The sequence below is a fragment of the Clostridium saccharobutylicum DSM 13864 genome, from assembly GCF_000473995.1.
GTDB lineage: Bacteria > Bacillota > Clostridia > Clostridiales > Clostridiaceae > Clostridium > Clostridium saccharobutylicum.
Genome location: NC_022571.1, coordinates 3249463 through 3273967, shown reverse-complemented (window position 1 = coordinate 3273967; position 24505 = coordinate 3249463). Strand labels below are relative to the sequence as shown.

Sequence of the window (24505 nt, the reverse complement as noted above, 5' to 3'; positions counted from 1 at the left end):
TTGATAGATGGAGAAAACAAATATGAGTGAAAATAAGGAAGTTGAATATTTAAAAAAGAAAATTTCAGAGGTGTCATATAATTCAGAACGATTTAAGTTGCACTTTGGGGAAGATAGATTTCTATTTGGTGTAATATCGCCTAAAGATGATGAAGCTCCATTCAGTAAACTAATGAAGTATAAAACTATATATGATACATTGATAGATTTGGATTGGAAATTAAAAATTTCATTTGAAAAAGGCATAAAATATACTTATTCCAAACCAGTACAAGATAATTTTAGTATAGTTCATATTAATTCAAAAGAAGAAAAATTAGCATATTATTATATAGAAAATGCTTTATTTAGGACTTCAAGTTTATGGGATATGTTAGCTCAGTTATATTGTTTATTTTATCAGATAAAGAAAATAGATGAAAAAACGAAAAATGAAGTTTTGATTCAACAGAATGAAGTTTATTATAAAAAAATTTTCAATCCCAAATTGTCGTTTAGCAATAAATTTAAGGATAAGGCTATAAATATTTACAACTATTTATACCAAGAAGATGATACAAGTATAGAAGGAGAATGGAAAGGAAATCATCAATGCACTAATAAATGTAGAAATAAAATGACACATAGAAATTCACCTAATATATCTGTTATTAGTGATTATGATTTAAATTTTAAGAGTCATCCATCAGTCTTATTAAAAAGGATCATTGAAGATTATGTGGTTGTTTCTAAATATATTAACGAAATTTTAGATGAAATAGAAAAGCAAATGATTAGTAATATTGAATAAAATAGCATAAAAATCAAGAAAATATAGAAATTATAACGTATTCTTTAAACCTAACACGGAGGTTAGATAATGAAATTGGAGTTAACATATGGAACAACAAATATAGCATTTAATGTAATCTTTAAAAAAAGAAAAACAATGGAGATTGCTGTAGAACCACCCAATAGTATTACTGTTACTGCTCCAATTGGGACAACAAAAGAGGAAATACTTAAAAAAGTTCAGAATAAAGGGAGTTGGATTATACAAAAGATATATTCTTTTAAACATATGCAGTATAGGCATATTAATAGGGAATTTGTTAATGGAGAATCATTTATGTATTTGGGGAGAAATTATTCTTTACAAATAGAAGTAGATTCAAGTTTTAAGAAGCCAGAAGTTAAGTTATATCGAGGTAAGTTCATAGTTAAAGCAAGTAATAAAAATGATGAAGATATTAGGAACGCTATTGAACAGTGGTATAGAGATAAGTCTAAGGAAGTAATAGGTTCAAGGGTTAAGTATTATCAAAAGTTTTTTATTAAAGAGCCTACAGATATTAGAATTAAGGAACAAAAGAAAAGATGGGGAAGCTGTACATCAAAGAATGAATTGTTATTTAATTGGCGGTGCATTATGGCTAAATCTAATGCTTTAGATTATATAGTGGTACATGAAATGTGCCATATGTACCATAAAGACCATTCAAAAGAGTTTTGGGAACTTGTAGCTTCTGTACTTCCAGATTTTGAACCAAGAAAAGAATGGCTAAGAAATTATGGAGTTAGAATGGATTTATAAATTAGAGATAAAAATAAACGAAATACTTAGTTATAAGTATTTATGTATTACGGAAAATTAAGCAAATTATAGGTATATGAGTTTATTAAATTAAGGGAAAATTAGATGTCTTACAGAAAAGATGTTTTGTATGTGGAGGATAATAGGTTATGAATAAAATAATAGGAAGCCCTGTTGAAGTTAATAAGTTATTTAATAATAGATATACAGTTCATTATTATCAAAGAGAGTATAGTTGGCAGGAAAAGCAGATCAAAGAATTAATTGATGATTTAGCTAATGAATTTATTGAGTATTATCAGGAAGGCGATAGTATTCAAGATGTTGAAAAATATGGAGATTATTTTTTAGGTCCTATAATTCTTACAAATGATAACGCAATAATAGATGGTCAGCAAAGGTTATCATCTTTAACATTGCTTCTTATGTATTTAAATAATTTACAAAAAAATGGTGATATTGATAAAGTCAATGTTGATAATCTTATTTATTCTGAAAAATATGGACAAAAAACCTTTTGCATTAATGTAGATGAAAGAAAGGCATGCCTCCAAGGTTTATTTGAGAATGGAGAATATGATATAAATAATGAGAACTCTGAGAGTGTAATTAATCTTTATAGTAGATACAAAGATATTGAGAAGTTCTTTCCAGATCAGCTTAAAGAAGAATTACTTCCACTATTTATAAATTGGTTAATCTACAATGTAGTTTTAATAGAAATTAGAACTGATTCTGAGCAAGACGCACATAAGGTTTTTGTAACTATGAATGATAGAGGGCTTAGGCTCACACCAACTGAAATGCTAAAAGGATATATTCTTTCTGAAATAAGTGATAATGATACACGAAATAAGGCAAATGATATTTGGAAGAAAAATATATTGATATTAAAAGAGCTTGAAAAAGATGGGGACGCAGATTTTATAAAAGATTGGCTAAGATCACAATATGCTGATTCAATAAGAGAAGGTAAAAAAGGTGCTGAGGATAGAGATTTTGAAATAATAGGTCAGACTTTTCATAAGTGGGTTATGGAAAATAAAACTGAAATGAAATTAAGTAAAAGCAAGGATTTTGAAGAATTTATACTTAATGAATTTAATACATTTTCTAATATTTATATAAGATTAAAACAGTATTCAAATAACTTTAATAAAGAGTATGATTATGTATTTTATAATGCAGATAGAGGATTTACTTTCCAGTATCAAATAATATTAGCCTCAATTTGTCCAAAAGATACATTGGATATAATAAACAAAAAAATAAAACTTGTATCGTGTTTCATCGACCAATTCATTTCAGTACGTGTATTTAATTTTAAGACGGTGGATTATTCTTCTATCAGATATACAATATTTAACTTAACAAAGAAGATAAGAAGAAAGGATATTAATGAATTAGCTAATATCTTTAAAGAATATATTGAAGATATGGAATATACCTTAGATGGCATTGATAGTTTTTATTTAAACCAATTTACAGCAAGATATATGCTTCATATTTTATCAAGAATGACTTATTTCTTGGAAGAAAGTAGTGGAATAAACAGTAGTTTTTACAACTATGTTAATCGTCAACAAAAAAATCCTTATGATATAGAGCATATATGGGCTAATGATTATACACAAGGAAATCATCAAAATGAATTTTCAACAGAGGAAGAATTCCAGAGTTTTAGAAATAGATTTGGTGGCCTTTTAATTTTGTCAAAAGATAAAAATAGAAGTTTTCAAGCTATGGATTATGTAAATAAAGTAGTAAAGTACGATAGTGAAAATTTATTAGCAAGAACATTAAATAATAATTGCTATAGTAATAATCCACTATTTTTAAGGTTTATGCAAAGTAATGGACTGAATTTTCAACCATATAATCAATTTGATAAAGCAAATCTAATTGAAAGACAACATTTGTATAAGGAAATATGCAAGAAAATATGGAATACAGATTTATTTCAAGAAATAATTAAATGATTTTTATAATATAATCAGAAAAACATTAGAAACTAAATTGAGAATAGAGATGTATTCAAAATTAAGAATAAACATAAAAACTTGTTTTAGAATAGGAGTAGAGGTTACTATGGCAGAAATTAAGTTTGACATTATTAAGAATATTGCAGTTCTATCCGAAGGAGCTAAAGGTTGGAAACGAGAAGTAAATATCATCAGTTGGAATGGAAGAAAACCCAAAATTGATATTAGAGACTGGGATGAATCTCACGTTAAAATGGGAAAAGGTATCACGTTGAGTAGTGATGAACTAAAACAGTTAAAAGAGGTTTTAGACCAAATTAATATTGATGAATTGGATATAGATTAGGGTTAAGGATATAAGTATTAGATGTAGAGATTTAATACTTATATCCTTATGTCTATTATTTAATAATGGAGGTTGTTATGAGTAAAATAATTCATATAGTTTTTTCAGAAAGTGCGGAGGGAAGTTTTAGGCAAGCTGTTAAGAAAGAATATATTTCAATGGATAAGCTTATAGCACTTTATGATAATCTTTCAAATGGACTAATAAACAATTTGAAAGACATAAAGAATAGAAAAGAGTGGTGGAATGAGCTTAATGGAGAAGAAGAATATTTTTATTGTGAAATAGATGAATTTGAAGATAATTATAAAAAATTCTATGATGATATTTCTAAAATAAATGATGGAGACATTGTGTATCTTTGGTATGGACATTGTAATAGAGAAATTTGTGGCATGATGTATACTCTTTATTTATTAAAAGATAAGGAAATAGATTCTTATGTTATCAATGTATCAGATAAAATTATAGAAAATAATCAAGGAAGAATTTTTACGTATATTGCAAATTCTGCCTCGGAAATTATACCAGAAAAGTTAGTAGAATACTTAAAATTAGCAAGGAAAATAGAAGTAGATGAATACAAAAAGTTATTGAATCAATGGGATGAATTAACTAAAGAAAATTCATTATTACGTAGTTATATAAATGGAAATATGGAAAGTGTAAGTGAAGACTATTTTGATATAGATATATTGAAATTTACAAATGAAGAATATAGAAAATCAGCAAGAACTGTTGGAGAGGTACTTGGAAATACTGAACCAAGAATTACAGATGATTATATATTTTGGAGAATTAGAAAGCTTGTAAAATTGGGAAAAATAAGCTTCAAGGGTAAATTTGGTATTATGAGAGAAATGGAGATATGTATAACCAATGATGGATTAAAGTATTTAAGTAGCGATAATGAGGCGATGGATTTCTGGAATGAAAGAAAAAAATCTGATGAAAGAAAGTTAGAATTTATTAATGATATTAAAGAACAAGGACGATTAGAGGAACGTATAAAAATAGCTAAGAATTTGTTGGGTGTATTAGACATAGAAACTATCGCTGATAAAACTGGACTGACGATTGGGCAGGTTAGGAATTTGAATATAGAAGAGAAATAGCTTTAGTAGCAAATCGAAGAGAATCGTATAATGACAATTATTTTAGAAGGAGTTGGGTATTAAAATGAGATTTGTATATTTATCAACAACAAGTGAATCAGAATATAAAACTAAAGAAAGTACAATTAATTCATTTAAAGAATATTTGGGAGGAGAATATAATTTTCATATAACTGAAAGAAAAATTGATAAAAACAAATTTAATGTTGCAGAAGACATATTCTTTTTAAGAGCAGAAAAAGAATTTGGGTATTATACTTATAAGATAGTAGCGTACTGTAGATCAAGTTCAAGAATTGAAGAAACTAATGATGGGGGAGACTATCCATATTATTTTAAGATTAATCCAGATTCTTTAAGGATTTTTATAGAAGGAATAGATATTAAGTATATCCAAAACTTTGTTGATGATCCTAACAATACTATTAATTCTGTAAATTTTACTGGGTCTATAAATAATAATAGGTTTACAGGTTCTCAATCATGGATTTATTTTGATAAACAAGATTCAGCTAAAATTATAGAATGGTTTAGAAAAGTTATAATTGAAGAAAATATTCAAATGTTATGCAATTTGTAATGGTAGAGAGGTATTAAGAAGTGCGGGATGTTGTAATATGGTGTGCTGATATTGGCTCAATAAAAAAGAAGAATTTTGGTTGGTGTAGAGGGATAATAGGAGATAAGGACGAGTTTCTAATGGGGAGTAGTATTCAAGATTTCGCTGATGGTATAGCTAAAGATATATCAAATGGATATAAAGTAGCACTGGGATTTGAATGTCCGTTATTTGTTCCTATTTCAGAAAATCCATTGAATTTAACAAGTGCAAGAAAAGGAGAAGGAGATCGTCCTTGGAGTGCAAGTGCAGGTGGAACAGTGATAGCGACAGGTCTTGCAGAAACAGCTTGGATATTGGGTAGGATTAACGAATTAGCAGAAGTAGATATAAAGGTAACGTTTGACTGGAACGAATTTATTAATAAATCCTTAAATCTATTCATATGGGAAGCTTTCGTTTCTAAAGAATCCAAAGCTCAAACACATTCGGGTGACGCAGAAGTTGCAGTCAAAACATTTATTAAGGAGTATCCTGATGTTGTGCAAGCTAATGCTGTAACAGCAGAAAATCCATATAATTTAGTTGCGGCCGCACTATTAAGAACTGGTATTAGTGATGATTTGAGCTTGCTATCTGAATGTTGTATTGTAATAAAAGCATAAATATTAGGATTAAGTAAAAACCTTCTTAAAGCATAAGCTTTAAGCCTACTATATGGAGGTGTATTAATTTGAAGATAACTGAATTCATTGAAAGCGAAATTTATAAGGACTTAGATTTTAAGGTGCAAGAGTTATTAAAAAATTTAATTGAAAAATTATGTGATAATCAAAAGGAATGAACCTGTTTTAGTTTTTAAAGTTAGACCGATGTATGAAATAAATCCAAAATCTAAAGCTAATATTGCAACAATTAGATTGAAGCAAGGATATATTACTGTAGGACCTTAAAAATAATGATGAAAACATAGTGTGTTGCAGAAGTAAAGAGGACATAAATGATAAGTTAATAAAGGAAATAAAAAATATCTATATAGAGAAGATTAAGATGTTTCTATAAATTTAAAAGATGGACAAAGATTAGATTAAGCGTGTCCATCTTTTAATATTTATTAAAATAAATCCTTTATAAGAGATTTATCATCGTTACTCAATGAATTTAGTATATTTTGACTTGTAGCAGTTTGTGAACTACTGTCAAACGAATAATCATTTTCTTTAAGCACTTTTTTTATAAGCTCTTCAATTTTAGCCTCTAATTCTGCATTTGTGATATTTTTATTATTCATTTCAGCTCTGACAAGTTCACATATGTAAAGACTTATATTGTGTTTTGTTTTCAAGTATTGGTATATATCATTATAATGCTCTGAAAAGCTTATAGAAAGCTTTTTAGTCTTCATGCTTGGCCTCCAAAATATTCAAGTAGGATAAGCAATTTGAGAACTGGTCTTCTATTATCGCAAGTGGATATTGAGCAAGAATATAATCTTTCAAAAGCAATGATCCACCACCACAGAAGACGATGTTACTGTTGTTGAAGGTCAAACACCTGCTTCTACCGTAGTTAAAGATTTCATTTACATGATTAGTAATTAGCTTCTCTATAATTTCTTTGCTTTCTGCTTTTTTAATTCCTGCTATATAAAGAAATCCACCGTTTGTAAATATTTCTTCTACGTCCTCGTCATTTACAATCGTGCCATAGATTTCGGTTAATTTTTCGGCTATTTTACCTCTTAAAACATTTATACCGAAGTTCGAGATATTCATGCTATTAAGTTCAGGCACTAATCTATTGAATGTACAGTAATTTACGTTTAAAGACCCTACATCTATAACTGTTACCTTTTTATCTCTAAAGTCATTTATCCTATTAACACAATATATAGGTCCCATAGCTTCTGGTAGTACAACTAAGGAAGCTATTCTAAACGCATATGCTATACCATTAACTTTCAACGATATTATTTCGCTATTATTTTGGATAAATGACTGGTATGAAGTTTTTGAATTACCATTTTTATATAAATTCAATGGAATATTTACAGCTAAATGGATTTTAGGCAAACCCATTTTCATTGCGTCAGTAATTTTTAATATTTTACATATTGCTAAGTAAATGCTTAATTGATGGTCTATCGTGTGTTTGGAAATCTGGAAGTTGCAGGAATTCTCAGATACCATATCCCCAATTAGATAAGATTTTCCTTGAAATTCAATTAAGTGGGTATTACTTGATAAAGTTATATCTAAATTTGAAACTTCCTGTACTTTTGTTCTAAAAAGAACTTTTTCTATTTTTTCTCCTTTTTTAGTAATAGCTTTAGTGTATGATTTTCCTGTATCAACGCTTAATATTATCTCTTTCATCTTTTGTTTTTCCTCCGTTTGTTAGTTTTAAGTATTTTTATATCATAAGCACTTGCAATGCGAATTATTACTACATCATCGCATTAAATAAGTTTTATTCGGACGAAGAATTGCGAATAAGTAGCATGTGTGTGCTTGTTGCCTATTGTGATTTAAAGGTAAGCTATATTGCCAATCTTGGACACCATTATTACATGATATTTGATAAAATATAGTTGAAAGAGTAATAATTAGAGAAATGGTTAGAATTAAAATTAATAAAAGGAGATAAGAAATAAAATGAGTAGGGCTGATACAGTAAATCAGAAAATAATGAAGAATATTAAATATCTGTTTAGAAAATCTGAAATATTGGCTAAAGCATATCCAGGCAATATAGGATTTTATTATATGAATAAGAATATAGGAATAAGTATATAGCGGTTAGGAAAGATATTATAGCAGGTGGGTTACCAACAAGTAGTTTCTGTATCAAGGAGCTACAAGATATAGTTTTACGGATTAAGTAAATAGGTATAAGTAAGAGCTTTCCTTTTTAGGGGAATTGCTAATTAAGTAGGATTAAGGAGAAATAAGTGTTAGAAAGGTGGTTATATTTAAATGAAAAAAATGAGCGATTTAGTTCCAGAAGAAGCAGGAAAGGAAATTAATGTAGGTATTTGGCATGAACATACGCCCTATGAAAATAAGTTAGAGCTGTGGGATGGTGTTCCTTTAGGCGAAGATGGTATACAAAGAGATAGGTTAAGTATTTGTCTTATATATAGTATGGGGCTTAAACATCTATTAGAGATATTGCCCAATGGATCGAAAAGCGAATTACTTAAACTTCTTAAAGAAGAGCAAAGTTAAATAGTAGCTATAGAAAGGGGCTTTAGCAATGGGACAATATATACAAGCAATAGGATCAAGGTAAGCAGATAATAGGAATAAGGGGAAAGGATTAGGTAGTATCAAGATGACTACTATTAGAGACCATAGTAAAAAGATTAACTTGGCTATTAAGAAGAAAACTTCTATAAGTTTTAAGTCTAAAGCACATGAAGAATTAGAAATATTAATAAAAAAATTAAAAATATAACTAAATATATGACTTATAATTTTAGGCTTTGATATAATAATTAGGCGATAAGGTTTAATCAGATTAAATACCTTAAACCTAATTTTGGAGTGGTGAAATAATGGATGAATTTACAAAGCAGATTGCTGATTTAATTAATAATGAAGCGGAGAAAAGAGCTGATAAAATAGTCAAGGAAAGATTAAATGGTATAGTTAAAACTTTAGCAAATAAACTCAGTATCAAAGACATTGCATGGTGTACAGAATTATCTATAGCGGAAGTAAGAGAAATTTTGCAGGAGACGGTGGATATACAAAATAACATTTTGAAGCTTTGCGGAAAAAGTGATGAATTAGAGACAATAGAAACCTATTTTAGATTAGGGAAAGAGAATTTGGATAATAAAATAGATGAAAATAAGCAATGAGATAAGCTCTGGAAATAATCCAGAGTTTTTATATTTTAGATAGATATATCTAATGGTAAATATAGAGTTTATTTAAGATAAATGGTACTATAATAAGAGTTGTAAATTAAACCAATATAGGTTCTATTAAATTATGTAATGGCAAATATCTATATTTTATTATGAAATCAATTTAAAATATAAATATTGTTGGAGGAATGAAATTTATGGAAAACTTTTTAATTAAAGAATGTAGTTTAGAAGATATAGAAAAAATTAAATACATAAGCGAAAAAACATTTTATGAAACATTTTCTAATGAAAATACAAAAGAAGATATGGAAAATTATTTGAAAGAAAACTTTTCTTATGGACAGATAGAGAGTGAAATGAAAAATAATGGTTCAAGATTTTATATAGTCAAAAATAATGAAGAAGTAGTTGCATATATGAAGCTTAATTTTGACAAAGCACAAACAGAGATAGGGCATAATAACACATTAGAAGTTCAAAGAATTTATGTATTACAAGAATATAAAAGTAAGCATATCGGCAAAATGTTAATGAAAAAAGCAACAGAAATTGGGGAAAATAATAACCTAAATTATATTTGGTTAGGTGTATGGGAACAAAACATCAATGCGATAAAATTTTATGAAAAACAGGGATTTGAAAAATTCGATACACATATTTTCAAATTGGGTGAAGATGAACAGACAGATAATTTAATGAAATTAATATTATAAAGTTTATTTATAATAAATAAGATAAGACATAATCTTATTAATTTGTGAATCAGCAGGTGGCTTGAAATTAGAACACCTGTTTTATTATGCTTATATCAGCAATTTAGAGTAACAGATACAAAATAAAAAAAGGAAGTTAAATATGAAATTATGGACTATACAAAATGAAGGAGCATATGAGAAATTTAAGGATACAAGAATTCTTAGAGCTAATGATAGATTTATTTGTGAAGATATGATTTTTCATTATAATTGGATAGCAGACCAAATGAAAAAGAGAATAGGTTTACTTATTTCAGAAAAAATAAAATATCCTATATGGGTTTGGTATCAGTGGAATGGAATAAAACATAAGAAACCAGATTTAAGGTTTTCTGGACATTTAGAAAAAGGAACAAAAGGTGTACTTTTAGAATTAGAAGTAGAACCTCAAAATGCCTTGTTATCTGATTTTCAGGATTTTAATAATGTTCTAAATTATGGGTATATAAGTGATAGTGAAGAAGAATATGATAGTTTTTATAATGAACTTGAACGTTATGGATATAGTCATTATAATTTACAGTCAGCAGATAAAAAATCTGATATTTTAGATGAATACAAATTAAGACTTTATGAAAGTTGGGAGAAAATATTTGATTTAGAGAGTGAGGGGGACGAGAGATGGTCAGGCAAAAAAGAGGATCAATCTATACAAGCGACAATGTGGGAAGTAAGGTGGGAGCAGGTTGTTTCAGTTAAGCATTTTATAGCAAAATAGAATTAAGGAATAAGTGATTAAGGAGCTGTAGATTAATGGTTCTTTATTTTTTTATATATGCTTATAGCTATATTAGATGTTGCCTATCTTCAACTAAACATAATTAAGATTAGATTAATGAAAAATAAGTGCAACAAAATATGATGAAGAGTAAATTAATTATATTTGGTACTATGTATAATTTTTAGTTATTTTTTGTGGTATAATTTGTAATAGTAAACTAATTTAGGAGATAAATCGTACAATGAGAATTTTAGATTTAGATTTAGACTTTTTTCAGAATGATATAGTACATATGGTTAATGATTTTGGAAATAGATTAAATGATACATCTATAGTACCATGGTCTAAAGAGATAGTGAAAAATTATTTGGAATCAAATTTAGGTTTAAATAAAGATAAAAAGATTAAGGGAAGAGTAGTTAAGCACCATAATGAAGTATTTTATTTTTGGAGAGAATTAATATTAAATGGAAAGTTGTCAACTCCATTTGAGGTTGTTCATGTAGATGGACATGCAGATATGGGGTTAGGCGACCTTAGTTGGCATTATATTATGACGGAATATTTATATAGAGATATAAATGAAAGAATATACCCAGAATTATTAAATGTAAGTAAATATGAAAGAATTAATTGTGGAAATTATTTAACGTATGCTATGGCTTGTGAATGGATTGATAAGCTTACGTTTATTATTCATCCAAATTGGCAACAGGATTTAATTCAGGAGATATTTAAAAATTATGATGTAAATAGTGGCTTCATTCAGTTAAAGAAATTTAAAAGAGGAAAAAAGATAGATATTATGAATATTAAACAATTTACACCAGTTAGTTATGAAAATGAGATTGTGTTTGAAGGTATAGAAAAGGATAACTACTTTAATGAATGTAAATTTGATTTTTTAGCATTGAGTATATCACCTGGCTATACAGTAAAAGAAAGTGATGAATTAATAGATGTTATAAAAGAGTATATTGAGGGAATATAGGTATATAGAGGAGTGACAAGAATGAAAATAAATAATGGAATGATTGGATATTTTGTATTTGGAATTAATTCTATAGTTGACGCAGGAGAAATGATTTCAATAGAAACTGCTACAGATTGGGTAGAAAATAAAATTATAATTAATCAGTTGAAAGATAAGTATTCAAATTATTGGGATTGGGATGTTATGGAGAAGTATGCAGATGATCTTTGTGAATTAATGAATAATTATATACAATATATTGAGAGCGATAGTTATAGAAAGTTTGGAATTGCAAATAATGGTTTTATAATTATATCATCTGTAGCTACTCAAATAATTATTAATAAGGAAAGAGATTAGTATGGAAAAATTGAAGTTAGCAAAGCTTGAAGATATATTAGGATATTTATATTCTATAGATGAATGGACAGATATAGCTACATTAAGTCTTAGTTTTTCATATACAAAGTCTACAATGATTAGTCGTATAAACCAATTAGTTTCTTATGGCTATGTTAAGGAGAAAATAGAGGGGAAATTTTACAATTATCATATTACAGATTTAGGTAAAGAATATATTCAAAAGTATGCGATAAAGGTTCAACCGAGAGAAGAACTAAAGCACATAGAATTACAATATGAACCAGTTAAAAGAGCTAATGAGACACTAATGGAAATTGAGAAAATTAAGAATAATCTTGATAAACAAATTGAAGAAGTGGATAAAATTAAACTAAATGTTGATAGAAAAGCAGAAGAGTTAGAAAAAGAAATTAAAAAGTTAAAATCAGCAACAGAAAAATTTTATGGTAGAATAGGGGAAATAATAACATTACTAATAGCTTCAATATCTATAATTGTTTTTAATATAAAAGTTATGGATACTACTAAAATAGATTTTAGTAAAGGATATAGAGAAGCTTTCCTGAATATTATGGCTATTGATTTACCAATGATAGTTTTATTGGTAGTTGCTACAGCCTTATTTCATTATATAGTAGGAAAACAATTAGGAATAAAAAAATTAATTATTCCAATAATTCTTATAATAGTATGTGGAGTAGCTTTAATAATGTAGTTAATTGAAGGGAGAATTAAAATGGAAAATTTACATCAATATGCGGTAAGTTTAGAATTTACTTTAAGAAAGATATTTGAGTGTGACAGAGGTGGATTGGGTGGACTAATTGACGCTGACGCTATCGAAGGGGGAAGCATGTTCACCTTAATAGTATCGGCTCTTAGTCAAAAATATATAGGAAGTTATAATATCAAAAGCATAGATACATTTATTGATAATAATTTTGATATAGAGGGCAAAGGATTTAGAGAAATAGGGGAGGAAAGGATAATAAAAGTAATAGAAGAATTTGAAAAGTTATATAAAAGTTTGGGTTAAATATTTACTGAAATTTTTATATTGTTGATTTTGAAAAAATATAGACAAGCATATATAATAATAAAACTTATATCACATTAATACAGGTATAAGTTTTTATTATTATATATTTGAAGAGCAATAGGTTCACCATGTTGACTAAGTTGAACATTACAATCAATAAAATAATGATATAATTAGATTATAGAAATTAGTTAGTGCAGGATTTTTTAACAAAACTCTGCATTATTTATTAGAATTTTTGAATTTTACAGAATCACAGAAAGGAAAGTAAGAAATGAGCAAATAAGCTATTTCTTAAAAATGTGATTTTTAAGTATCTATTGAATTTTACAAAACACTTTCTTTAATGGGATTATGTAAAATTGAGTATTTTACCGTTTGAAGGGAGGTTTTACATAAATGAATATGACATATCCGTTAAAAGAACAAAAACAGATAGATTTAGTGAAGATGTATTTAAAAAGTAAATCCGTAAGAAATTACCTTATGTTTACAGTTGGAATTTCATCAGCTCTTAGAATTTCTGATATTTTACAATTGAAAGTTTCCTCAATATACGATGGAAAGAAGCCTAAAGAATTTATTGAAGTTAAAGAGAAGAAAACTGGCAAGAGGAAAAGGTTCGCTACCTCACCGAATTTACAAAGAGCTATTAAGGACTTTGCAAAAGTCTATAAACCAGAACAGGAAGAATATGTTTTTGTAAGTAGAAAAGGTGATAATAAACCAATAACAAGACAAAGAGCTGTTCAGATACTTACAGAGGCTTTAGATATGTGTGGGTTAGCTCATATAAATTTTGGAAGCCATGGAATGAGAAAGACGTTTGCATATCATTGTTGGAAAAATGGCACTGATATTACATTCCTAATGAGAATATTAAATCATTCTTCACAGAAAGAAGTGCTACACTATATCTCGGTTGAGCAAGAAGAATTGGATGATATATATGTTAATTTAAATTTATAATAAGATTCATATAAAAATTATGATGAAATCAAAGGTGATATAAATGAAAAATATAGGAAAAAGAATAATGGTTATAGGTTCACCAGGCAGTGGTAAAAGTACATTTTCAAGAAAGCTTTCAGAGATAACTGGAATTCCACTTATTCATCTTGATAAGGAGTTTTGGAATGATGGATGGGTTGAAACTCCGAAAGACCAATGGTTAGAGATACAAAAAAGTTTGATAGAAGGTGACGAATGGATAATTGATGGCAATTATGGAGGGACTATAGATATTCGCCTTGAAAAAGCTGATACTGTAATTTGTTTTGAATTAAGTAGATTGGTATGTTTGTTTAGTTATTTTAAGCGAGTAATTACAAATCTTAATAGAGTAAGACCAGATATGCCAGAGGGTTGTAATGAAAAGTTAGATTTTGAATTTATGAAATATATATGGGAGTTTCCTAAAAAATCAGGTAAAAGAAATAAAGATAGAATTGAAGGAAATAGAAATAAGCAGATAATAATATTTAAAAATAGAAGAGAATCCAATAAATACATAAATAATATTAAGACCATATACAAAAGCAATTGCTGATAAAAAAAATCAGTAATATTGCCTAAAGTATATGGTTTTTTATTTTGTGTAATTTAGTAGAAGCGGAGGCAGGTGTATGTCAAATAAAATAAGTTTTCAAGATAAAGAATATGTCCCAGGAATAAAGATTCAGGATTTTGCTCCAAGAGGACGTGTATCTCGGATAAAAGGAAAAACAACAAATAGAGTACATCATTTTTTAAGTGATTTGGAGACAAATGTATTTTATTTATTGGATTTTGAAGAAAAAATAACAGATATAAAAGAACATTATCCATTATTAGACTTGCATGAGGTAGTAGATGATTTATCTGATATTAAATTAGAGAAATTTAAAAATAAAAAGACTGGCGAGGAGTATACTTTTACAACAACATTTGTAATTACGTTAAAAGGAAATGGTGAAGAAAAATACGTAGCTTTATCTGTTAGAAATGAAACTGAACTATACCGAGATTTACTTATAGAAAAGCTTGAAATTGAAAGGCGGTATTGGGGAAATAAGGAAATTAGGTGGTCTATTATTACTAATAAAGATATTCCTATGACTAAGGTTGATAATATTAAATGGCTCTATTTAGGAGATATAGATATTAGATATGAAGACGAAGCTTATATTAAGGAAGTTATGGCAAATAAAATTACTTACAATAAATGTGCAATGAAAGAAATATTAGATAATGTTGATAGAGAACTGTCGTTACCTATAGGTACAGCTTTGGTTATATTTAAAAGAATGATAATTTCTAATGAAATTATTATAGATTTATATTCTCCTATTAATATTGATATTTCAGCAGAAAAATTTACTGTTAATTATCAAGGAGTGAGGAAAAATGTGCTGTAGCTTAATGGTAAATAGTTTAATAAAGATAGGTCAAGGTGAAAAAGAAATAGAAAGAGTTTTATGGATTTCAAAGGATATTGATGTAGCTTTTATGATAAATATTTTTGATAATTCTTGGCCGCATGAAGCTAAATTATCTGAACTAATTGTACTTATAAATGAAAAGAAGGCTCAGTATATTGCAAATGAGGTACATTATAGATTAGTTATTGAAAGTGAGCTAAGTGAAAAGGATAGAAATAAACGTGATAAGGCATTTAATGCAGTTATGGAATTTTATAAGTATATAGGTGAACCAGATATATTTATAACACATGAACGTAATAAGTTTATTAATAAAGTTATAAAAGAATGTGGGATTAGTAGAAGAACTATTGAAGATTATATAAAAAGGTACTGGAAGCGAGGTATGAATCCTAACTCATTATTACCTGATACCCATAGATGTGGAGGAAAAAATAAAAGTAAGCTATCTGGTGATGTAAAAAGAGGAAGACCAAGGTTGAATGATATAAATAGTGGAATTAATATTGATGAAAACATTAAAAAGATTTTTAAAACGTCTATTAATAAGTTTTACAATAACCAAAAGAAAAATTCATTAGTAACTGCGTATCATCTAATGTTGAAAGAATATTTTACAGAAAAAGTTATAAATGAAAAAGGAAAAAAAGAATTGGTTTTAAACAATAAAGATTCAATACCATCTTTAAATCAATTTAGATATTGGTTTAATAAAGAAAGAGACATAAAGAAAGAAGTTTCGAGCAGATATGGAGCAAGGATATTTTATCAAAAACATAGAGCTGTACTTCATTCAGTTAATGACTTGGTAATAGGTCCAGGAATGGAATATCAAATAGACGCAACAGTGGGCGATGTATATTTGGTTTCCAGATTTAGCAAAGAATGGCTAATTGGACGTCCTGTTATCTATGTCGTGATTGATACTTATTCTCGCCTTGTTACAGGAGTAAATGTAACATTAGAGGGACCTTCTTGGGTTGGAGCTATGGGAGCTTTGGCAAATGCCATGACTAATAAGGTTCAATTTTGCAAAGAGTATGATATTGAAATAAACCATAGTGAATGGCCTATTGAATATATTCCATTTTCTGTAATTGGGGATAGAGGAGAGATAGCAGGTTTCAACGCGGATCATTTAGTGAATAATCTTAATATTAAAGTTTCCAATACACCGCCCTATTTCCCTCAATGGAAACCAATCGTAGAGCAACAGTTCCGCCTTATAAATTTACAGGTTCGACCATTATCGCCAGGAGCAATAAATCCAGATTTTAGATTACGTGGTGCAAAAGATTATCGCTACGACAGTGTCCTAAACATTAAGCAATTTACTAAAATAGTGATACTTTCCATTATGTACCACAACAATCATAATGTTTTAAAAGGTTACAGAAGAGAAAAGGGAATGATAGAAGATGAAATTGAACCAATCCCAATAAATATATGGAACTGGGGAATAAAAAATAAAAGTGGGATGTTAAGATCAGCACCAGAAGAACTTATTAAGCTAAGTCTCATGCCAAGAGATACAGCAAAAGTAACAGAAAATGGAATACGCTTTAGAGGTATATTTTACAGCTCTATTACTGCAATAAAGGATAGGATTTTTGAAATTGCCCGTTCAAAGGGTAATTTTAAGATAGATATAGCATATGATCCTCGAAATCTTAATGATATTTATTGGATAGATAAAACTGGAACAAAATATGAGAAGTGTTTTCTATTAAAAAAGGACTATAGATATTTAGACAAGACTATTGAAGAAATTGAATATCTTAGACAAAAAGAACTTCTAATGGTTAAAAATATTGAAAGAGATGAAGTAGAAAAAAGAATAAATTTAATGGATGAAATAGAAAAAGTCGTAAAAGAAGCAACAGAGGAAGCTAAGGGAATTAAATTAAATAGCTCAAATGTCAAAGGAATAAGAGTTAATAGACAAGCTGAGAAAATTATAAATGGAAATGAAGAAGCTTTTGTTATTGGTGAAGATGAAATAATAAATTCAGGAAAGATTATAGAATATCCAATATCAGATTTTGAAGAAGACGATGATATGTTGTTGCTAAGGAAAAAACAAAAGGGGGAAAAGAATAATGAATACTAATTATGCAGTAGAGGCTAATTATAAGGAACAATTAGTTAATGAATATGAAGGAAATCCTTTTATAGAGGCTCTTCCTCTAATATTTAATAAGGAGGATGTTATAAATAAAATTGCATTTTATCCTAAGTTTGATATAAGAGAAAGAGAATATGAAGCTCATATACGTCTGCACCTAATTCAGAGATTGTTCACTTATTTTCAACCATTGCCAATACATTTAGAGCTTGAAAGTAGAATGTCAAGAATTCTGAGAATGGGATATGCCATGAGAAACCCCATTATTCCTAAATATGTTAGAGATTTAAACAATGGATACAAGGATATACTAAATGAACAAATTACTTTAGGCAATGGAGAGAATTATGTAACAACTTCAAGTGGATTTTCGCTTATAGGGGTTAGTGGTATGGGGAAATCTACCATATTATCAAAGCTGTTAAGCACTATGCCACAAGTAATTTTACATTCAAATTATAGAGGCAGACCATTTTCTATGACACAATTAACTTATTTGAAGCTTGATTGTCCGTTTGATGGATCACTTAAAGCACTTTGCTTGGAATATTTTTCATGTGTGGATCGAATCTTATCAACAAATTACTTTGAAAAATATAGTATGGCAAGACTTTCAGCCAATGCAATGCTTCCAATAATAAATCAGATTTCCAGAAATGTAGGGTTAGGATTATTGGTTGTTGATGAAATACAGAATTTAAGTTTAGCTAAAAGTGGAGGTTCGGAAAAGATGTTGAACTATTTCGTTTCTATGGTTAACCTTTCAATCCCAGTTATTTTGGTTGGAACTCCAAAAGCTATGCCAATTTTACAAGGTGAATTCAGGCAAGCACGAAGGGGACAAGGAGATTTTGTATGGGACAGATTAAAAAAAAGCAAGCAATGGGATTTATTAATTGAAGGATTATGGGATTATCAATGGGTTAGAAATCCACAGCCATTAACAAAAGAAATAAGTGATGTTTTGTTCGATGAATGTCAAGGAATAATAGATATTTGCATTAAATTGTTTTTTATGGCTCAGGTGAGAGCTATATCTTCAAAAAAAGAAACAATTACTTCTGAGTTAATAAAAAAAGTAGCAGATGAAAATTTAAAATTAGTTAGACCTATGTTACAGTCACTAAAAAATGGAGGGAAAGGCTTATCTTTATATAATGACATTATGATTTTAGATATATCAAATTTCATAAATAATGAACATAACCAGATTAATCTAAATAGCACAATAGAGCAGTTTAAAAAGATAAAAGAAGAAAAAAACAATATGCAAAGTTTCGATTTAAAAAAAGAAGTTACAATTAGACTTTTAGATTTAGGATTTAAGGAAGCGGAAATAAATATTTATTTGGATCAAGTTATAAATATAGGAGAAACAGATATAAATAAAATTACACGAACAATGTTAGGTTTTCTTATGAAAACAGGCAATAACGGTAGTATAGTGAAAAAGAAAGCGAAGAAAAGTAAAATCGAGCTTAAAGATAAAAATGACATAAGATATATAGCTAAAAAGTGTAAAGAAGAGGAAAAATCTATTTATGATGGATTAATAAATAACAATTATATTAAAGAGTTCGATAGTTTAATAATGGAGGTTATTTAAATATGGTTACATTCTTCCCTATGCCATATCAAGGCGAAACATTATATAGTATGATTGCACGTTATCATATTTGGAGCGGAAATTTAAATTCTAAAGCTACATTAAGAGATTTATTTAATACAACATCAGTAACAGCAGGTAGGGAACTACCTGCTAATATTAATTTATTGATAAATAACTTACCAGATAAGTGTACACTTACAGTTGATGAAATTATTAAAAAGCACACATTATACAAGTATTATACTGCATTTTTACCAAGTGAAAGAGCCACTTATATATATGATTTAATGTCAGAAGGAAATGGTTCTTTAATATTTACAGCGTTAGGTTTGTGTAACAATAATATGAAAATAGATTCCTCTTTGAAGTATTGCAATCAATGTGTTGAAAGCGATAGAAATAACTTTGGAGAGGCATTTTTTCATATAGAACATCAAGTGCCAGGTGCTTTAATGTGTCAAAAACATTCTGCTGAACTTTATATATGCAATAAATCTACCCAAATAAAAAATAGGCAAGAGTATTTAAATTTAGAGTTTAGTATAAGTGAGAAAGATACCGTAGTAGCTACTTTAAATAAACAGATTATAGAACATCAGAAAAAATTCGGTAAAGACATTGATAGCATTATAAATGGAAATTTTAGATTTAAAGAAATGAATTTTTTTAGAGAGCATTATTTAAAAGAATTAATACATAAAGGAATGGCTGAAAGTAGAATGAAAATTTATCAGCAAGATTTACTAAGAGACTTTAAAAATTACTATGGAAATGATTATTTGACGCTTTTAGGATGTAATTTTGATGTTGATAATAAATATAATTGGGTAACTGCTATTACCAGAAAACACAGAAAGAGCTTTCATCCAATTCAACATTTATTAATTATAGAATACCTAAATATTGATATTAAAGAGTTATTTAATTCAGAATACATGGAAGTTAGAAAGAAAATTTATAAAAGTAAGACAGATGGAGAAAAAATAAGTTATAGGGAAAGATGGTCAAAGTTAGGAAAGGATTATCCAAATGAAAATACAAGTTTTATTAGAAAATTAGATAAGGCTACATATATATGGTTAAACAAATATGATAAGAAATGGTTAGCTGAAAATTCACCTGTAAAAAAGACTTATGGACATAGCAAAAAGATTGATTGGAAAAAGAGAGATGAAGAAATATTACAGGAGGTTAAAGAAGTTGTAGAGGCTATATATAATAGTAAGGAAAAACCAGAAAGAGCTACTGTTGGGGTTATTGGAAGGAGGATAGGAAAAGCTTATTTATTGCAGAAATACTTAGATAAAATGCCTAAGACTAAGGAATATTTACAAGAGAAAGTTGAATCAGTTAAAGAATATCAGAATAGAAGAATTTCATGGGTAAGAGAAAATGTAACTATTAATGGAGAAAGTGAGTGGATTGTAATGAGAGAAGCAGGGGTTAGATAAATAATATTTTAGTAAATATCTTATAAATTAGAGGTGAATTTATGTAATATTAATACTTGATTATATGAACGTCGATATGTTTACAATTGAAGCTTACAATTATATACTATTAATTAAGATAAAATGTAAAAAATTATTGAAAGATGAAAATTTTGGAGAGAGTATATTTACAATTATTATTTTATATAGTGTATTTGGAGATGATTACCTATGAAGTTAGAGGAATTGCAAGCACCTAAATTGCCTGAAAATTATAATCCATACACAGGGATAGCTATAGCTCCATTAGATAGATTAAAAATAATGGATGATGGTGAATTTGAGGATTTAATAATAGAATGGGCTAATGATTATTTAAAAAAAGTATATATAAAAGTAGTAGGGATGGCGGGTTCAGGTGATAAAGGAAGAGATGTGGTAGCATATTATAATAAAACAGAGTTTGATATTTACCAATGTAAACATTATGCGGAAGCATTATCCCCAAGTAAATATTGGGTTGAATTAGGAAAGTTATGTTATTACACGTACAAGCAAGATTATAGAGTACCCGTGCATTACTTTATAGTAGCAAGCAGAGGAATAGGACAAGCATTAAGAGACCTTTTAGACAATCCAGAAAAGATAAATAAGGAACTTATAAGTAATTGGGATAAATATTGTAAGAATAAAATAACTTTAAGTGAAAAAGTTGAGCTAAAAGGAGAATTAAAAAAATATGTTGAAGAATTCGATTTTTCAATTGTAGATGACATTCCACAAATTAAATTATTAGAGCAACATAGTCATACAAAATGGCATAAATTTAGATTTGGTGGAGGATTAAGGAAAAGACCAAAACCAGTTATACCAGAGAATATTGATGAAAAGGAAATCAGTTTATTGTATGTGCAACAACTATTGGATATTTATTCTACAATGTCTAAAGGGGAAGTAATTGATATAAATACATTAAAGAAGAATGATACTTTATTTGATCATTTTAGTAGGCAGAGGCAAGATTATCATTTAGCACAAGCATTAAAGAGGTTCACAAGGGACGAATATATAGATTTTGAACCTTATGATGATATAAAGGGTGAGGTATATCGTGGAGTTGTAGATACAACTTTAGAAGAGTATAGTAATTTAATAAAAAAAGTAAACAATACATTAAATATGGCAAGAAACTTACCAGTGCAAAGCGTTGAATTAGGAATAATAAACCCAAGTGAGAAGGTAGGAATGTGTCACGAACTTGTTAATGAAACTAAATTGAAGTGGGTGAATAAATAATGGTTGAGCTTAAACTATATAATACGCCTATTGAAATTAGTATAAGAATATTACTAATATTAAATAGGTTCAAACGTGCATTGGAGATAAATTCAATTATAATATATGATCATTTAATGCTACACATAGGAGATGTTGATAAAAATTGTCTGAGCTTACATCCTGCGAATCCATATCATGCTACAGAACTGTTAGCAAAAAGAAGAACAGTTCAAAGTGCTATAAATTTATTGATGAAAAAAGGATTAGTTAATATTATTTGTTCTAAGGACGGATTCAAGTATAAAGATAGTGAGATAGGAGAATATTTTTTATCCTATTTTGAAAGTGAATATTATTTTAAATTATGTAACAATGTTGATATATTAGCAGAAAGATTTAGTGATTTTACCGAAGCAGAGCTAAATGAATTTATAAATAACAACATACATATGTGGAAAGATGAAACTAAAACAGATATTTTATTTAGGGGTGAATTTATTGACTGATTATGGTTTTTATATAAAATTATTAGTAATTAAAGGAATTGATAAAGATAGTGCTGAAATAAGGTTGTTTAAAGGATTAAATGTTATATCTGGTGCTTCGGATACAGGAAAAACCTATATATTTGAATGTATAAATTTTGCTTTGGGAAGCAAAGATGTTCCAAGGGCTATTGATGAAGGATATAATGAAATATATATTGAAATTGAAACATATAAAGGTGAAATTGTAACAATAAAAAGGAATTTATCTGACAAAAAAATGTTTTTGTACAAATGTACATTTAATACAATTGATACTAATGCACCAGTTGAAATAAAGCAAAAGCATGATGAAAATAAGAAAAATAATATATCAACAATTTTGCTGAATATTTGTAATGTTGATTATAAGAAAATACTTGCAACTAAAAAAGGTACATTTGAAAATTTTACATTTAGAGATATTGCACACTTAACAATGTTAAATGAAGAAAGTGTAATTTCCAAGGCTTCAATAATCTATTCAGGTAAAGGAGGGTTCAAGAAAACAAGAAATGAATCAGTTTTTAAAACTATTGTAACAGGGATAGATGATTCATCGAGTATTATTGATTGCGACCCTACAAGTAGAAAGATAGGCATACAGGCTAAGATTGAAATTATTGATAAGTTTATATCTGATACAGTGAAGGAAATTGAGGAATTAGAAAAACACATAAGGGATTACAATACCTCTAATAATAGTATGAATGAAGCAATTGATGGATTAGAAAATATGATTGAAGGTAAGAAACAAGCTCTCGATACGTTAGAGCATGAAAGAAGAGCAATTTGGGATGATGATATTAAATTAAAGCAGGAAAATTTATATAATACGGAACTTATAAAAAGATTTACATTGTTAAAAGAAAACTATTTATCAGATTTGGAAAGATTAGATTTTATAGATGAAGCAGGTTTCTATCTGGGACAATTAAATGACATTAAATGTCCCTTATGTAATGGAGAATTAAAGAATGGTTTTGAGGATAGTAATTTTGAAGAAGAAGCTGTTGAGCAATCAATAAAGAGTGAAAGAGTTAAATTAAAAAAACAAATTAATGACTTGGTAGCTACTATTAATGACTTGCAAGAAAAAATATTAATTAGAGAAAAAGAAATACATAAGCTTGATGAATGTATTAATAAAATTGATAAAGAGATAAATGATGAATTAAAACCTATTATAGATAAATATTTAAGTCGATTGGATAGTTTTTTACAAATAAGGGATTATGTTAAGAAAAAAGAATATGCAATAAAGAAGATAGAACAATTAAAAGATGAAAAAGAATATTTATCTGTGGATTTGAGCAAAGATAAATATATTAAACCAGTAGTAAATGAAATAACGGATGTGAATTATGAAGATTTATGCGAAATTATGAAAAATATTTTATCTGAATGGAAGTTGTATGAAAGTGTGAATGTAACTTTTGATAAATCAATCATGGATTTTATTATCAACAATAAACATAAAGAGAACTATGGTAAGGGGTATAGAGCATTAATTAATACAGCTTTTGTTATTGCAATTATGAAATATTCTATTAAATTTAGCTTACCTCATTCAAAGTTAGTAATAATAGACTCACCTCTAACTACATACAAAGAAAAGGATAAAGAAGTTGATAATAATGAGATAAAAAGTGAAGTAAAGCAAATGTTTTATCAATATTTAAGTAAAGAAAGTGAAAACATGCAAATAATTATGTTGGATAATGTTGATCCCAATATAGATAATCAAAGTAATATAAATTATTATCACTTTAGCAAAAATAAAGAAGTTGGTAGATATGGTTTTTTACCAATATAA

At 27.9% G+C, this 24505-nt stretch carries 29 protein-coding genes; 27 read left to right on the top strand and 2 right to left on the bottom strand.

Annotated elements, in window-relative coordinates; genetic code table 11:
• Positions 1 to 22 precede the first annotated feature (22 nt).
• From CLSA_RS14120 to CLSA_RS24360, 8 genes are all read left to right on the top strand, one after another.
• Complete coding sequence (locus CLSA_RS14120) at positions 23 to 790, top strand: hypothetical protein (protein WP_022747045.1); 768 nt, start codon at positions 23 to 25, stop codon at positions 788 to 790.
• Positions 791 to 859: 69 nt separating this feature from the next.
• Entirely contained in the window at positions 860 to 1573 is a 714-nt protein-coding gene (locus CLSA_RS14115) for a M48 family metallopeptidase (protein ID WP_022747044.1), read from the top strand.
• 149 nt (positions 1574 to 1722) lie between these two features.
• Complete coding sequence (locus tag CLSA_RS14110) at positions 1723 to 3552, top strand: DUF262 domain-containing protein (protein WP_022747043.1); 1830 nt, start codon at positions 1723 to 1725, stop codon at positions 3550 to 3552.
• 49 nt (positions 3553 to 3601) lie between these two features.
• A complete protein-coding gene (locus tag CLSA_RS14105; RefSeq protein WP_022747042.1) occupies positions 3602 to 3901 on the top strand; it encodes a YdbC family protein in 300 nt (99 codons plus the stop codon).
• A gap of 77 nt (positions 3902 to 3978) precedes the next feature.
• A complete protein-coding gene (locus tag CLSA_RS14100; protein ID WP_022747041.1) occupies positions 3979 to 5016 on the top strand; it encodes a DUF1835 domain-containing protein in 1038 nt (345 codons plus the stop codon).
• Between the two features lie 64 nt (positions 5017 to 5080).
• Complete coding sequence (locus CLSA_RS14095; protein ID WP_022747040.1) at positions 5081 to 5596, top strand: hypothetical protein; 516 nt, start codon at positions 5081 to 5083, stop codon at positions 5594 to 5596.
• Between the two features lie 20 nt (positions 5597 to 5616).
• A complete protein-coding gene (locus tag CLSA_RS14090; RefSeq protein ID WP_022747039.1) occupies positions 5617 to 6240 on the top strand; it encodes a hypothetical protein in 624 nt (207 codons plus the stop codon).
• 159 nt (positions 6241 to 6399) lie between these two features.
• Entirely contained in the window at positions 6400 to 6528 is a 129-nt protein-coding gene (locus CLSA_RS24360; protein ID WP_022747038.1) for a hypothetical protein, read from the top strand.
• 161 nt (positions 6529 to 6689) lie between these two features.
• Here the strand turns inward: CLSA_RS24360 and CLSA_RS14085 are convergent, their stop codons facing one another.
• Positions 6690 to 6980, bottom strand: coding sequence for a hypothetical protein (locus CLSA_RS14085; protein WP_022747037.1), 291 nt, complete (start codon positions 6978 to 6980; stop codon positions 6690 to 6692).
• Positions 6970 to 7950, bottom strand: a complete 981-nt coding sequence (locus CLSA_RS14080) for a ParM/StbA family protein (RefSeq protein ID WP_022747036.1) — start codon at positions 7948 to 7950, stop codon at positions 6970 to 6972. The genes CLSA_RS14085 and CLSA_RS14080 overlap by 11 nt, the downstream gene beginning before the upstream one ends.
• A 279-nt stretch (positions 7951 to 8229) precedes the next feature.
• Here CLSA_RS14080 and CLSA_RS23145 point away from each other — a divergent pair, with 279 nt between their 5' ends.
• From CLSA_RS23145 to CLSA_RS13995, 19 genes are all read left to right on the top strand, one after another.
• On the top strand, positions 8230 to 8370 hold the full coding sequence (locus CLSA_RS23145) for a hypothetical protein (RefSeq protein ID WP_022747035.1): 141 nt from the start codon (positions 8230 to 8232) through the stop codon (positions 8368 to 8370).
• A 180-nt stretch (positions 8371 to 8550) separates the two neighbouring features.
• A complete protein-coding gene (locus CLSA_RS14075) occupies positions 8551 to 8802 on the top strand; it encodes a hypothetical protein (protein ID WP_022747034.1) in 252 nt (83 codons plus the stop codon).
• Between the two features lie 106 nt (positions 8803 to 8908).
• Positions 8909 to 9031, top strand: coding sequence for a hypothetical protein (locus CLSA_RS24355; protein WP_022747033.1), 123 nt, complete (start codon positions 8909 to 8911; stop codon positions 9029 to 9031).
• A 100-nt stretch (positions 9032 to 9131) separates the two neighbouring features.
• Positions 9132 to 9440: a hypothetical protein gene (locus CLSA_RS14070; protein WP_022747032.1), complete on the top strand. Its 309-nt coding sequence runs from the start codon at positions 9132 to 9134 to the stop codon at positions 9438 to 9440.
• Between the two features lie 206 nt (positions 9441 to 9646).
• Entirely contained in the window at positions 9647 to 10165 is a 519-nt protein-coding gene (locus CLSA_RS14065) for a GNAT family N-acetyltransferase (RefSeq protein WP_022747031.1), read from the top strand.
• A gap of 142 nt (positions 10166 to 10307) precedes the next feature.
• Positions 10308 to 10925, top strand: coding sequence for a DUF3841 domain-containing protein (locus CLSA_RS14060; RefSeq protein ID WP_022747030.1), 618 nt, complete (start codon positions 10308 to 10310; stop codon positions 10923 to 10925).
• 244 nt (positions 10926 to 11169) lie between these two features.
• Positions 11170 to 11919, top strand: a complete 750-nt coding sequence (locus CLSA_RS14055) for a peptide arginase family protein (RefSeq protein WP_022747029.1) — start codon at positions 11170 to 11172, stop codon at positions 11917 to 11919.
• 21 nt (positions 11920 to 11940) lie between these two features.
• The gene (locus CLSA_RS14050) at positions 11941 to 12261 is read left to right on the top strand and encodes a hypothetical protein (RefSeq protein WP_022747028.1); all 321 of its coding nucleotides are present in this window, start codon (positions 11941 to 11943) and stop codon (positions 12259 to 12261) included.
• A gap of 1 nt (position 12262) precedes the next feature.
• Entirely contained in the window at positions 12263 to 12979 is a 717-nt protein-coding gene (locus tag CLSA_RS14045; protein ID WP_022747027.1) for a hypothetical protein, read from the top strand.
• Between the two features lie 21 nt (positions 12980 to 13000).
• Positions 13001 to 13300, top strand: coding sequence for a hypothetical protein (locus CLSA_RS14040; protein ID WP_022747026.1), 300 nt, complete (start codon positions 13001 to 13003; stop codon positions 13298 to 13300).
• Between the two features lie 402 nt (positions 13301 to 13702).
• The gene (locus tag CLSA_RS14035; protein ID WP_022747025.1) at positions 13703 to 14272 is read left to right on the top strand and encodes a tyrosine-type recombinase/integrase; all 570 of its coding nucleotides are present in this window, start codon (positions 13703 to 13705) and stop codon (positions 14270 to 14272) included.
• Between the two features lie 43 nt (positions 14273 to 14315).
• Positions 14316 to 14852 carry a DNA topology modulation protein gene (locus tag CLSA_RS14030; RefSeq protein ID WP_022747024.1) on the top strand — a complete coding sequence of 179 codons (537 nt, stop codon included), beginning with the start codon at positions 14316 to 14318 and terminating at the stop codon, positions 14850 to 14852.
• Positions 14853 to 14928: 76 nt separating this feature from the next.
• Positions 14929 to 15699, top strand: coding sequence for a TnsA endonuclease C-terminal domain-containing protein (locus tag CLSA_RS14025; RefSeq protein ID WP_022747023.1), 771 nt, complete (start codon positions 14929 to 14931; stop codon positions 15697 to 15699).
• Positions 15689 to 17833 (top strand): Mu transposase C-terminal domain-containing protein, encoded by a 2145-nt coding sequence (locus CLSA_RS14020; RefSeq protein ID WP_022747022.1) that lies wholly within the window; start codon positions 15689 to 15691, stop codon positions 17831 to 17833. Before CLSA_RS14025 ends, CLSA_RS14020 begins: the two co-directional genes overlap by 11 nt.
• Positions 17823 to 19454, top strand: coding sequence for an ATP-binding protein (locus CLSA_RS14015; protein ID WP_022747021.1), 1632 nt, complete (start codon positions 17823 to 17825; stop codon positions 19452 to 19454). Before CLSA_RS14020 ends, CLSA_RS14015 begins: the two co-directional genes overlap by 11 nt.
• 2 nt (positions 19455 to 19456) lie before the next feature.
• Positions 19457 to 20908 carry a TnsD family Tn7-like transposition protein gene (locus CLSA_RS14010; protein ID WP_022747020.1) on the top strand — a complete coding sequence of 484 codons (1452 nt, stop codon included), beginning with the start codon at positions 19457 to 19459 and terminating at the stop codon, positions 20906 to 20908.
• Between the two features lie 210 nt (positions 20909 to 21118).
• Positions 21119 to 22183: an ABC-three component system protein gene (locus tag CLSA_RS14005; RefSeq protein ID WP_022747018.1), complete on the top strand. Its 1065-nt coding sequence runs from the start codon at positions 21119 to 21121 to the stop codon at positions 22181 to 22183.
• A complete protein-coding gene (locus CLSA_RS14000) occupies positions 22183 to 22671 on the top strand; it encodes an ABC-three component system middle component 2 (RefSeq protein ID WP_022747017.1) in 489 nt (162 codons plus the stop codon). The genes CLSA_RS14005 and CLSA_RS14000 overlap by 1 nt, the downstream gene beginning before the upstream one ends.
• A complete protein-coding gene (locus CLSA_RS13995; RefSeq protein ID WP_041716284.1) occupies positions 22664 to 24505 on the top strand; it encodes an AAA family ATPase in 1842 nt (613 codons plus the stop codon). Before CLSA_RS14000 ends, CLSA_RS13995 begins: the two co-directional genes overlap by 8 nt.